The organism is Rhizobium sp. AN5, from assembly GCF_900215255.1.
GTDB lineage: Bacteria > Pseudomonadota > Alphaproteobacteria > Rhizobiales > Rhizobiaceae > Agrobacterium > Agrobacterium tumefaciens.
Genome location: NZ_OCMJ01000003.1, coordinates 1,053,397 through 1,065,949, shown reverse-complemented (window position 1 = coordinate 1,065,949; position 12,553 = coordinate 1,053,397). Strand labels below are relative to the sequence as shown.

The window sequence follows — 12,553 nt, the reverse complement described above, 5'->3', positions numbered from 1 at the left end:
GACTTGGTGTGGTCTAGCCCAAGTCCTTTCGGAAACGAAAGATCTGTCCATGCCCAGTGCATGAGTCCCACGACGAACAACGACGCTGTTCAGGCGTCACATTGTTCGTCCGTGTGGTTCTCAAAAACGACGAGCCGCTCCGGTCGAACGACCCAAAGGAGCAGTTGATGTCAAATAACTCCAAGACTTATGATGTTGTGATCGCCGGTGCCGGTCCCGTCGGCCTGTTTCTCGCCTGCGAGCTGCGTCTCGCAAACCTCTCCGTTCTGGTGCTGGAGCAGGCGACCGACCCTTACTCCCCGCTCAAGAAACTCCCCTTCGGCATGCGCGGTCTTTCTGCACCCACCATCGAGAGCTTCGACAGGCGCGGGTTACTGGATTATCTCGCCGAAAAGCAGGCAAATGTCAGCAACGCAATGGCCGCACACTGGATGCACCAGCAGCGCCGGCCGGGCGGCCACTTCGCCGGCATTCAGTTCTTCCACGACGATATCGACATTTCGAAATGGCCGTATCACCTGCCGGGTTCGACACCTGTCACCATGGCCTCCAACATGGAAGAGATCGAATCCATTCTGGAATACCGCGCAAACGCGATGGGTGCCGAGATCAGGCGCGGCACCGGTGTTGACGGCTTCGAGCAGTCGGATGAAGTCCTGACCATTCGCGCTGGCGGCCAGACATTTCATGGACGATGGCTGGTTGGCTGCGATGGCGGCCGCAGCACCGTGCGCAAGGCTGGCGGTTTCGATTTCGTCGGCACAGATCCCGAATTCACGGGCTATTCCGTTACGGTCGAAATGGCGGATGCGGAAAAACTCTCTTCCGGCCGCCACTACACGCCGACCGGCATGTACACCTGTCAAAAACCCGGAACCATCGCGATGGTCGATTTTGACGGAGGCCGGTTTCATCGAACCCATCAGATCACGGCGGAACATGTACAGACGGTGCTGCGGCATGTTTCCGGCACCGACGTCACCGTGACAAGCCTTCTCCTTGCAACCACATGGACGGATCGCGCCTATCAGGCCACGACCTACCGCAAAGGCCGGGTGTTGCTGGCGGGCGATGCCGCCCATATCCACTCTCCGCTCGGTGGGCAGGGCCTCAACCTCGGGCTGGGTGATGCGATTAATCTGGGCTGGAAACTTGCAGCGACGATCCACGGCGATGCACCGGACGAATTGCTGGACACCTATACCAGCGAGCGACACCCAGTGGGTGCACAGGTCCTTGACTGGTCGCGCGCCCAGGTCGCACTGATGCGCCCAAGCCGGAGCACACGGGCGCTGGAAGCCATCATCCGCGATCTCATCGAGACCCGCGATGGCGCGACATATTTCGCCGAGCGCGTATGGGGCATTTCCCTCCGCTATGAGCTAGGCGACAACCATCCGCTGGTGGGCTGCAGCGTTCCGGACTTCGCACTGGCGGACGGGAGGAGGACAGGCGAACTTCTGAGAGAGGGCAAAGGTCTGCTTTTGAATTTTAGCACGGACGCATCGCTTGAAGCGCTGGCAGGCCGCTGGAACGGCCGGATCTCCTATGTCGCCGGCAATGCCATCGACCAGTTGGGCTTGAGCACAGTCCTGGTGCGCCCCGATGGTATCGTCGCCTGGGCCACGGAGTCTGTTCCGGACAAGGAGGAATTCGCAAGGGCTGCAGCCCGTTGGTTCGGAGAGATTTGACGGGTATGTGAAGTGGCCGATCCGGTTGCCAAGCCATTTCTTCGGCAGATATGCCAGCCCCCGGCAATCTCGAGATTGTTTCATCGCCTTCCTGCATGAGCCGGACCGATGTATCGTTCCTTCCTATCAATGCAATGGAGTCATCATGTCCCTTCCCCAGAAAATCGGCTTTATCGGAACCGGCGCTATCACCGATGCGATGGTGCGGGGGCTGCTCAGCACGCCTGCCGCCGTGCCGCATGTCATGGCGTCCCAGCGCAGCGCGGATATCTCGGCCAGGCTTGCCGCCGATTTCCCGCAGGTGATCGTCTCCAGCGACAATCAGGCGATTGTTGACGACTGCGATACCGTCGTGCTGGCCATCCGCCCGCAGATCGCCGAGGACGTCATCCGGCCGCTGCGGTTTCGCGAGGGGCAGAAGGTCATAAGCGTCGTTGCCGCAACCGGTCGACAGGCACTCCTTGACTGGATCGGCGCGGATGTGCGCCTGACCCAGGCGATCCCGCTGCCCTTTGTCGCCCGCCGCAAAGGCGTCACGGCCGTTTACCCCTCCGATGCGGATACCGCCGCGATCTTCAACGTGCTCGGCAATGCGGTGGAATGTGAAACAAAGGCGGAATACGACCTTCTCGCCGCCGCAAGCGCCCTGATGGCAACCTATTTCGGCATTCTGCAACAGACGACGGAGTGGTTGGCCGAAAACGGCCTGCCGGAAGAAAAGGGCCGCGCCTATCTTGCACCCCTCTTTGCCGGCCTCTCCGAAGTGGCGCTGCTTGCCGGCAAGGACACGGACTTCACCGAACTCAGCCGCGAATTCGCCACCAAGGGTGGCCTGAACGAGCAGGTTCTTCAGGACTTTGACGGCAATGGCGGTTCGAGCGCATTGAAGCGGGCATTGAGCCGCGTGCTGGAACGGATTACGCAATAGACAGTCCGCGCCGACAATTGATCCGAACTGAAAGAACGATGCCATGACCTTTGCTATCCATATGATCGATGTATTCGGCTCCCGCCCGCTTTCTGGCAATCCGCTGGCGGTCGTCACGGGTGCAGACACCTTGACCACGGATGACATGCAGCGATTGACGCGGTGGTTCAATCTGTCCGAAACCACGTTTCTGCTGCCGCCCACCCACCCTCAGGCTGATTACCGTGTCCGGATATTCTCACTGGACCGGGAGATGCCTTTTGCCGGACACCCTACGCTCGGCACTTGCCATGCCTGGCTCTGCGAAAACGGCCTGCCCAAAAGCGAAACGGGCATCGTTCAGGAGTGCGGTGCCGGTCTGGTCACGATCCGGCACGCGCACGGTCGACTTTCCTTTGCCGCTCCGCCCCTTATCCGTTCCGGCGCGCCGACGCCGGCCGAGCTGGAAGAGGCCCGGCAGCTGCTGGGAATAGAGACCCACGACATCGTTGATGCCGCATGGATCGACAATGGCCCCGGCTGGTTGGGGATCAGGCTGGCATCGGCTGAGAAGGTGCTTGCCCTTGAGCCGGTCCGCAGCTGGCCCGGCCGCATTGACGTTGGCGTCGTTGGTCCGCACGCAAATGGCGGCGAAGCCGCCTTCGAGGTTCGCGCCTTCTTCAGCGATCATCTTGGCACCATCGCCGAGGATCCCGTCACCGGAAGCCTCAACGCCTCGCTGGCGCAATGGCTGTTTGGGACAGGCGTGGTCGCGGAAGACTATGTCGCCGCTCAGGGCACACGTCTTGGCCGTCAAGGCCGCATTTACCTGACTCGCGATGATACCGGCCAGATATGGGTCGGCGGCGAGACAAGCACGCACGTGAAAGGCCGGCTGCACGGCCTTTGAAAAGACAGATAATGACGAGGTGACTTGATGAATAGCAGTGTTTACCGCCCGATTTCGCAACGCGTATTGGCGGATGATTGGGGACGGCTGACCAAATATGAGTATGAACTTCAGCTAAGGGACGGAAGCTGGCAACGGCAGACCCGGGAGGCGTATGATCGCGGCAACGGAGCGACATGCCTGTTGTACAACCCCGCAAACGACCATGTTTTGCTCACCCGCCAGTTCCGTTTGCCGGTTCTCTTGAACGGCGGCCTCGAGTCGCTGATCGAGACACCGGCGGGGCTGCTGGAAGGCGCTGAACCGACAGCGCGCATGCGTGCGGAACTGATGGAGGAGACCGGTTATGAGGTTTCCGAACTCACCCATCTGTTCGATATCTATATGAGTCCCGGATCGGTCACCGAATACCTCGCCTTTTTCTACGGCGAATATGCCGATAACCATAAAGTGGGCGCAGGCGGCGGCTCCGCGGACGAGGGAGAAGACATAGACGTGCTGGAAATCGCTCTGCCAGAAGCCATGCGGATGATCGGCCGCGGCGATATTCGCGACGCCAAGACGATTATTCTGCTTCAGCACCTCACCATCCGGCTTTTGCAGGAAAAGCACGGAACACGCTGATCCCGACCGCAATATTACCAATGCGGACCCGATGCTGATTACCGGCCAGACTACAGGATTAACAGGACGAATTTGCCTGCCGTAGACTGGCCGAAACCCATCACTTGCGTTGGAGGGGCGGCAAAGATCAAAGACTTACGATTTGGGCTTCACCTGCCATCCTCAAAACGGAATGCGGGAAAGCCCTTGATCTCTGAAGGAATAACCCAAACGCCACCGGAAAGAGGTACCTCGCTCAGCCTGTCTTCCGTCATGTTATGGCGGTGCGATGTGACGAAAAGCGAGCCGAAATCCGGCCCGCCAAAGCAGGGCATCGTTGGATGCGGAACAGGCATCCTTATCGTCCCGATCTGTTGACTGCCGTCTTCCGAGAAAATGTTCAAGACGCCGGCAGAGACACCCGCGCTCCAATATTGGCCGCTTATGTCAAGACATCCACCATCGGGCCTTCCGGTCTCTTCCTGCATTTGTGCGACGAGCACGCCTTCATCAAATACACCGCTGGTTTTGTCGAAATTCCGCCTGCGTATCCATTTCTGCACGGAATCGCTTTGCCACATGACGGAACCGTCCTGCGAAAAAGCGAGGCCGTTGGGACATGTCAGTCCGGTCTGGATACGTTCGGCCCCGTTATTCGTAATACGCCAGAGCTCTCCGTGGGGCTGCATCTGCGAAAGCGGGACATTGTGCATGGTGCCAACCCAGAAAGCTCCATCCGGACCCACACGTCCGTCATTCAGCCGGCAGGCGATGCCTTGAGGTGCGGAAATGGAATGAAGGGTGCGCCGCGCGCCGCTTTCCGGATTGAGGATGAGTATGTCCATCCCGCAAGCGACAATCAGATCACCGCTCTGACAGAGCCCGAGACTGGAGACGGTTTCCGGGAACGTCCATTCACGATACTGGACGCCGCCCAGCCCAGCTGAACGTAGCTTCTTGCCAAGAATGTCGCACCAGAACAGGACCTGACGTCTTTCGTCCCACACCGGGCTTTCCGCAAGAATGCTGATTTCGTCGCACAGTAGTCCGGCCTGATCGATCGCAGGCGCGTTGTCGAAATTTGCTGTTGTCATTTTCTGTCTGAACCGTTGAATTGCGCAGCGTGGCGTTATTCGAAATATTCATGATGTGCTTCGAAAATCTGCGACAGAATGCCAAGGACGCGGCGGAGATGCTGACGCAGATAATCCACCGCGCTCTCCTCCTCACGCGCCTTGATTGCATTGTAGACGGCCTCATGCTCCGTCAGCAGTCTGGCCATGTGTGCTTCGTCGGTAATCGCCAGCGCTCGCAGGCGGTCTAGCCCAGCCTTTTCCCGGATCAGCAGGGTCTCCAGCCTTTCAAGGCCGGTTGCGGCGGCAAGGGCGCTGTGGAACTGGTCGTCATGGATACGGAAGGCCTTTTTGTCGCCAAGCTCCATCGCCACACGCTGGCCGTTTAGCGCATGCAGAATTTCCTGGTCCGCCTCGGCTGAGATGCCGGTCTGGCAGAGCCTGCGAGCGGCCGCGACCTCCAGCGCCTCACGAATGAACTGTGCACTGCGGATATGTTTTTCCGATAGTCTGGAAACATAGGTCCCACGGCTCGGCAGGGTAACGATCAACCCGTCGTCACGCAGCCGGCTCAGCGCCTCGCGCACCGGGGTGCGGCTGGAGTTGAAGGACTGGCCAATCTCGTTTTCCGACACCGCCTGACCCGGAAAAAGCTCCCGCGAAAGGATGGCCGATTTCAGCGCCGAATAGATCTGGTCCACAACCGGGCGGTTGAAATCAAGTCTTTCCATCGTCGGCACCGTGCCGCCTGTCATCGGGATTTTTGGCATGGGCTCTCCAAATGTCTTTCTCTGTAACCGGTATACCGGAACACTGGTGTGTTGACAACCGGCATACCGGTATGCAATTGAATGGCCATGGGAAGGAGGCTCCCGAATGCAAAATATCAAGACCTGCGTCATCGTTGGTGCCGGAATGGTAGCGAAGACGCATGTGCTCGCCTGCGCGGCAAGCCCTGAAAAAATCCGCTTGAAAGCTATTGTCGACGGTGGCTCCGGCCGCGCGAAAGCGCTGGCTGCCGAAGCCGCCAGGCATACCGGCCACGACGTTGCCGTATACGCGTCAATCGAGGAAGCCGCGCGTGACGGAGATGTCGATTTCGCCATCATCGCAACGCCGCCCAATGCCCGCGCCGATATCGTCGGGCCGCTTGTAAAGGCCGGTAAACACATTCTTCTCGAAAAGCCGGTTGCCCGTAACACACAGGAAGCGAGTGATCTCGTTGCGCTGTGTCGGAACGCAGGCGTCACGCTCGGCATCATTTTCCAGCACCGCATGCGCGCCGCATCGCAAAAGGCACGCGAGCTGGTCGCATCCGGCAGGCTTGGCGAACTCGGCCTTTGCGAGATTTCCGTGCCATGGTGGCGTACCCAGGCCTATTATGATGAGCCGGGACGCGGCACGCTTGCGCGTGACGGCGGCGGCGTTCTGATATCGCAGGCAATCCACACGATCGATCTGGCCCTGAGCCTTACAGGCCCTGTGGCCCGCGTGCAGGCCATGGCGGCAACGACGCGTTTTCACAAGATGGAAACCGAGGATTACGTATCGGCCGGCCTTCGTTTCAAAAACGGCGCCGTCGGCTCGCTCGTCGCGAGCACCGCAAGCTTTCCCGGTGCGCCTGAATCCATTCTTCTCCATTTCGACAAGGCAAGCCTGCGGCTCGCATCCGGCCTGCTGCATGTCGACTGGCGCGACGGTAGCCAGGAAACCTTCGGTGGTGCCGCTTCCGGCACCGGCGGTGGCGCCGATCCCATGGCTTTCACGCATGAATGGCATCAGGGCGTTTTCGACGATTTCGTCGACGCCATTTCTTCAGGGCGCCCGCCGGTCGTCACCGGTGAAGCAGCTCTTTTGTCTCACAGACTGATCGACGCGATCATCAACTCGGCCGAAACCGGCAAGGAAGTGGAACTGCAGGATGAGTAAACCAATCAAGTTCGTGGCTCTCGGCATAGAGCACAGGCACATTTTCGGCATGGCGCAGAACATGCTGGATGCCGGTGCGCAATTTGCGGGCTGGTGGACGCAAGGCGAGCCGGACGTGGTCGAAGGTTTTGTAAAGCGCTTCCCGGACGTGCCGCGTGCTGCTTCCAAGGAGGATTTGCTGGCTGACCAAACCATCGATCTCGTCATCATTGCCGACATTCCGTCCAAGCGTGCCGATCTTGCCATCGCTGCCATGGAAGCGGGCAAGGACGTCATGTCCGACAAGCCGGGCTGCACCACGTTCGACCAGCTTGAGCGCCTGCGCCAGACCGTTGCCAAGACCAAAAGAATCTGGACCGTCGACTTTTCCGAGCGCTTCGAAGTTCCGAGCGTCACGAAAGCCGCCGAGCTGGTCGCGCAGGGCGCCATCGGCCGCGTCATCCAGACGGTCGGTGTCGGGCCACACCGCCTGAACCGGCAGATTCGCCCGAAATGGTTTTTCGAACGTGAGGCCTATGGCGGCATTCTCACCGATATTGCCAGCCACCAGATCGACCAGTTCATGTTCTTCACGGGTTCGACCGAGGTGGAAATCGTGTCAGCCACGGTTGCCAACTATGCCAACCCGGGCGACCCGGGCCTTCAGGATTTCGGCGAAGTGCTGCTGCGCGGTGACCGCGGCCATGGCTACATTCGCGTTGACTGGTACACGCCAGATGCGTTGCCGACTTGGGGCGACGGCCGCCTGACGATCCTCGGCACCGAAGGTTACATCGAACTGCGCAAATACGTCGATGTCGGCAACACGGAGGGCACCGACCGGCTGATCCTCGTGAATGGCGACCGCTGCGAATATATCGATGCATCAGATGCCGGCCTGCCCTACTTCGCCCGTGTATGCGACGATATCCGCAACCGCACGGAAACTGCCATGACGCAGGAACACGTCTTCAAGGTGTGTGACCTCTCGCTTCAGGCGCAGGCCAAGGCTGAAGGAACCGCAGCATGATCGGCGTCGCCATTATCGGTGCCGGTATCGGCGCACAGCATCTGAGCGGTTATCTGGCGCTGCCGGAACGTTTCACCGTCAAGGCGATCTGCGATCTTGATGTGGAGCGGGCACGGGCGGTGGCTGGCGAAGGTTCTTCCATCCGCATCACGGCGGATCTCGAAGAAGTCCTCGCCGATGAAAGCATTTCGCTCATAGACGTCTGCCTGCCGCCGCATCTGCATTTCCCCGTAATGCTGAAGGCCCACGCGGCCGGCAAGGACGTGGTCTGCGAAAAGCCGCTGGTGCGTTCGCTGGAGGAAGCAAATGCGCTGATGGAATCTGTCAAGAAGACCGGACGGCGCGTCTTTCCGGTTTTCCAGTATCGTTTTGGCCCCGCCCTGCGGCAGCTGCGCGCCCTCATCGACGCCGGCCTTGCCGGCAAGGCCTATGTGGCAAGCTCGGAAGTTCACTGGAACCGTGGCGCGAGCTATTATGATATTCCATGGCGCGGCACCTGGAAGGGTGAATGCGGCGGCGCGATCCTCGGTCACGCCATCCATGCCCACGATCTTCTCTGCCATGTCCTAGGTCCGGTGGAACAGGTCTTCGCCATGGCTGATACACGGGTGAACAAGATCGAGACGGAAGACTGCGCCGCCATTAGCTTCCGCATGAAGAGCGGCGCGCTCGCCACCTCCTCGGTCACGCTTGGCGCCGCCGACGACACGTCCCGTCTGCGGTTCTGCTTCGAAGGCTTCACGGCCGAAAGCGGAACGCTGCCTTATCGTCCGGCGGAAGATAAATGGCACTTCACCGCGCGGGCACCGACCACGCAGGATCAGATCGACGCCGTTCTCGCAACGGTTAAAGATGGCGAAAACGGTTTCACCGGTTTTGTCGAGGCGATTGCCAATGCGATGGAGGGTCGCGAGGGCAAGGAAGTGACGATTACGGACGGCTTGCAGTCCATCGAACTCGTAACCGCCATCTACACATCGGTACAGGAAGGCACGCCCGTTCGCCTGCCGCTTACCGCGGAAAATGAGCGGTTCAAGGGTTGGGCTCCGCGCACGTCCGCCACGGCATAATCATCTAAAGGGAGGAAACCAGATGAGCAGAAAATACAGCCTGGCGTTTGCCTTGGCCCTGGGGACGGCATCTTTTGCCGGTGCCGCTGAGGCACAGGAAGTTCGCTTCACCTGCGCCTATGACGGCAACGGCTGCGAAGTCCTGAAGGACATCCTGTCGCGTTACGAAAAACAGCATCCTGACGTCAAGATCGTCACGGATATCGTGCCCTACAAGGCGCTTCTCGAAGGCCTGCCGGTGCAGCTGGCCGGCGGCAGCGGCCCGGATTTCGCAACCGTCACCGATCTTGGCGGCCTCAATCGCTATTATCTCGACCTGACGCCCTATGTGGATGCGAAGTACTGGCAGGACAATTTCGGCGATGTGCTGAAATGGTATCGTAGCGGCCCCGACGACAAGGGCATCTATGGTGTGCAGACGCAGCTTACCATTACCGGCGCCTTCATCAACCGCACCTTGTTCGATCAGGCGAAAGTCGCCGTTCCCGGCAAGGATGCGACTTTTGACGACTGGGCGAAGGCCGCAAATGAAGTGGCCAAGGCCACCGGCTCGCCATATCCCATGGCGATCGACCGCTCCGGTCACCGTATCGCCGGTCCGGCTATTTCCTACGGTGCGAAACTTTTCGACGCTGACGGCAAGCCGATCCTGGTCGACGAGGGCTTCACCACTTTCGTGAAGAAATTCGTCGAGTGGAACAAGGACGGCACCATGGCGCGTGACGTCTGGGCCGGCCAGGGTGGCAACACCTACCGCGATGCGGCGCAGGAATTCATCAACGGTCAGCTCGTCTATTATTATTCCGGCAGCTGGCAGACAGCGCGCTTCGACAGTCAGGTCGGCGATGCTTTCGACTGGGAAGTCGTGTCGCAGCCATGTGGACCGGCCGCATGCACCGGCATGCCGGGCGGAACGGGTATTGTGGGCTTCAAACAGACCAAGAACCCCAAGATCGTCGCGGATATTCTGAACTTCCTCGCGCAGGACGAAAATTACCTCGATTTCACCGTCCGTACCCGCAACGTCCCGGCTCACAAGGCCGTCGGCGCAAAGCCTATCGACTACACCGGCGCAACCCCGGCGACCCAGAAGGCCATGAACGCGTGGCTGGATCAGGTCCCCGGTATCAGCCCCATCGCCTACGCCTATCAGGGCTACAAGAACAACCGTGCGATGTTCAACATCTCAGTCCAGCGCGTCACGCAGGCGATTGTTGGCGAAAGCTCGGTTGACGACGCCATGACGCGTGCGAAGGCCGATCTTGAGGAAGCGTTGAAACAGGCGAAGTGATCCATCGCCTTCCGGCGCGGCCTTGCCGCGCCGCGCCGGATCGAAGGAGGACCATCAATGTACAGACTTCTTGCGCCCGTCATGGGCATCATAGAGCTGCCTTTCGCCCTCTTGCAGAAAATGCTCGGGCATCGGCGCATCGCATGGGTGTTTCTGACACCCAATCTCCTGTTGTTTGCGGTCTTCGCGTTTTTGCCGATCGTTCTCAACATGGCTTATTCAGTGACCGGCAGCGAGCATATCCTGCTGTCGGAACGCCCCTCCGTGGGCGGCGAAAACTTCTCGGTCCTTCTCTCGTGCCAGAACTATTTCGATCCAAATTCCTGTCAGCGCGATCTTTTCTGGCGCTCCGTCTGGAACACGCTTTTCTTCGTCGTGCTGCAGGTCGGGTTCATGGTGGGCTTCTCGCTGATTACGGCGGTCGTGCTCAACCGTGACATCAGGGCACGCGGTTTCTTCCGCGCCGTCTTCTTCTTTCCCGTGCTGCTTTCACCGGTGGTCGTGGCGCTGATATGGAAGTGGATATTGCAGCGTTTCGGCGTCCTGAACGCTGCGCTCGATTCCCTCGGCATCGGTTCGGTGGACTGGCTGCTGGAGGCCAACCTTGCCTTTGGATGGTCGGTATTCCTGTCCGTCTGGGCGCATATGGGCTTTTACACGCTTATCCTGCTTGCCGGCCTTCAGGCCATTCCGCGTGACGTCTATGAGGCGGCACAGCTGGACAAGGCAAGCCCGTGGCGGATTTTCCGCCGGATCACAATGCCGCTTCTCGCCCCGACCATGCTCGTGGTTCTCGTATTGTCCCTCATCAAGGGCGTGCAGACCTTCGATGAAGTCTTCGCATTTACCGGCGGTGGGCCGGGTTCGGCGACGACCTTCATCATTCAATTCATCTATCAGACTGGTTTTGCCGGAACACCCCGCAACTTCGGACTGGCCGCGGCCGCTTCGCTGCTGCTTGCCGTGGTTCTCGTGGTGCTGACTGCCCTGCAATTCCGGGCCAACAGGAGCAAAGTCGATGGCTAGGATTGGCGCATTTCTAACCCGCACACGCGGCAGAAACGGCAAATTGCACTGGACCGACTGGCTGTCCTACGCCTATCTCGGCGTTGCCGTTCTGATGATGTTCGGACCCGTTCTCTGGCTCGTTCTCTCCTCCTTCAAGACGGAAGCCGACCTCCAGCGGTTTCCGCCGCGCCTGCTTCCCTATGCGCAGGAAACGGTGGTCATTGACGGTCAGGCCGCACCTTTGCCGGCCTTTGTCGACAGGGAAGGCCGCAAGCTCGGCATGATCAGGCGCGTCGGGCTCGTCGCCCAGGTGGTGGATCCGGCAAAGCCCGGCGAAGTCATGAAGATGCCGTTCAACGAGCTGCGCCCGGCCGAGAAGGTGGCACTGGCGACGGAGAACTACACCGAGCTTTTCCAGCGCTTCAACTTTCCGCTTTATTTCTGGAACTCGACCTTCATCACCGTGACGTCGACCGTCATCATGCTGATCGTGAACTCCATGGCGGCCTTTGCACTGTCGAAATACAGCTTCAAGGGCAGAGGCGTGGTTCTGGCACTCGTCGTCGGAACGTTGATGATCCCGCAGACCGTCGTGCTCGTTCCGCTTTTTCTCATCACCAGCCAGCTCGGCATGATCAACAGCCTGTGGGGTGTGATCATTCCAGGAGCGGCCACACCGACAGGGGTATTTCTGCTGCGCCAGTACATGCTGACCATCCCGGATGAAATCCTTGATGCGGCACGCATGGACAAGGCCAGCGAATGGAAAATCTACTGGCGCATCATCCTGCCGCTGTCTGCACCGGCGCTCGCGGTGCTGGCCATCCTCGCCATCATGTGGCGTTGGAACGACTTCCTGTGGCCGCTTATTGTGCTGACGCGCAACGACAATTTCACCCTGCAACTGGCGCTCAACTCCTTCCAGGGAGAAATGACGACAGAGTGGAGCAACCTGCTGGCCATGACGGTGCTGACATTGGCGCCAATCGCGCTGGTCTTCATGTTCCTGCAAAAATATATCGCCACCGGCATCGCATCGACCGGCGGAAAATGATCCTCAAG

Annotated in this window: 12 protein-coding genes; 10 read left to right on the top strand and 2 right to left on the bottom strand. The window is 59.6% G+C overall.

What is annotated here, in order from left to right:
- Positions 1-167 precede the first annotated feature (167 nt).
- The 4 genes from CRP02_RS08295 to CRP02_RS08280 all read left to right on the top strand — a co-directional run bounded on the left by CRP02_RS08295 (position 168) and on the right by CRP02_RS08280 (position 4,132).
- Entirely contained in the window at positions 168-1,691 is a 1,524-nt protein-coding gene (locus CRP02_RS08295) for an FAD-dependent monooxygenase (protein ID WP_097171297.1), read from the top strand.
- Positions 1,692-1,836: 145 nt separating this feature from the next.
- A complete protein-coding gene (locus tag CRP02_RS08290; RefSeq protein ID WP_097170777.1) occupies positions 1,837-2,619 on the top strand; it encodes a pyrroline-5-carboxylate reductase in 783 nt (260 codons plus the stop codon).
- Between the two features lie 43 nt (positions 2,620-2,662).
- Entirely contained in the window at positions 2,663-3,508 is an 846-nt protein-coding gene (locus CRP02_RS08285; protein WP_097170776.1) for a PhzF family phenazine biosynthesis protein, read from the top strand.
- A gap of 27 nt (positions 3,509-3,535) precedes the next feature.
- Positions 3,536-4,132, top strand: a complete 597-nt coding sequence (locus CRP02_RS08280; protein ID WP_097170775.1) for an NUDIX domain-containing protein — start codon at positions 3,536-3,538, stop codon at positions 4,130-4,132.
- A gap of 149 nt (positions 4,133-4,281) precedes the next feature.
- Here the strand turns inward: CRP02_RS08280 and CRP02_RS08275 are convergent, their stop codons facing one another.
- Together CRP02_RS08275 and CRP02_RS08270 are read right to left on the bottom strand one after the other, a co-directional pair.
- A complete protein-coding gene (locus CRP02_RS08275) occupies positions 4,282-5,205 on the bottom strand; it encodes an SMP-30/gluconolactonase/LRE family protein (RefSeq protein WP_179783965.1) in 924 nt (307 codons plus the stop codon).
- A gap of 35 nt (positions 5,206-5,240) precedes the next feature.
- The gene (locus tag CRP02_RS08270; protein ID WP_174003823.1) at positions 5,241-5,954 is read right to left on the bottom strand and encodes a GntR family transcriptional regulator; all 714 of its coding nucleotides are present in this window, start codon (positions 5,952-5,954) and stop codon (positions 5,241-5,243) included.
- Between the two features lie 106 nt (positions 5,955-6,060).
- Between CRP02_RS08270 and CRP02_RS08265 the strand changes: the two genes are divergently transcribed.
- Genes CRP02_RS08265 through CRP02_RS08240 form a run of 6 tightly spaced genes read left to right on the top strand, consistent with a single transcriptional unit; the run spans position 6,061 to position 12,545 of the window.
- Positions 6,061-7,113: a Gfo/Idh/MocA family protein gene (locus CRP02_RS08265; RefSeq protein WP_097170774.1), complete on the top strand. Its 1,053-nt coding sequence runs from the start codon at positions 6,061-6,063 to the stop codon at positions 7,111-7,113.
- Positions 7,106-8,122 (top strand): Gfo/Idh/MocA family protein, encoded by a 1,017-nt coding sequence (locus tag CRP02_RS08260; RefSeq protein ID WP_097099794.1) that lies wholly within the window; start codon positions 7,106-7,108, stop codon positions 8,120-8,122. The genes CRP02_RS08265 and CRP02_RS08260 overlap by 8 nt, the downstream gene beginning before the upstream one ends.
- Positions 8,119-9,192, top strand: coding sequence for a Gfo/Idh/MocA family protein (locus CRP02_RS08255; protein WP_097099795.1), 1,074 nt, complete (start codon positions 8,119-8,121; stop codon positions 9,190-9,192). Before CRP02_RS08260 ends, CRP02_RS08255 begins: the two co-directional genes overlap by 4 nt.
- A gap of 22 nt (positions 9,193-9,214) precedes the next feature.
- Positions 9,215-10,483, top strand: a complete 1,269-nt coding sequence (locus CRP02_RS08250) for an ABC transporter substrate-binding protein (protein ID WP_097170773.1) — start codon at positions 9,215-9,217, stop codon at positions 10,481-10,483.
- 57 nt (positions 10,484-10,540) lie between these two features.
- Entirely contained in the window at positions 10,541-11,509 is a 969-nt protein-coding gene (locus CRP02_RS08245) for a carbohydrate ABC transporter permease (protein WP_003518048.1), read from the top strand.
- On the top strand, positions 11,502-12,545 hold the full coding sequence (locus CRP02_RS08240) for a carbohydrate ABC transporter permease (protein WP_097170772.1): 1,044 nt from the start codon (positions 11,502-11,504) through the stop codon (positions 12,543-12,545). The genes CRP02_RS08245 and CRP02_RS08240 overlap by 8 nt, the downstream gene beginning before the upstream one ends.
- Positions 12,546-12,553 lie beyond the last annotated feature (8 nt).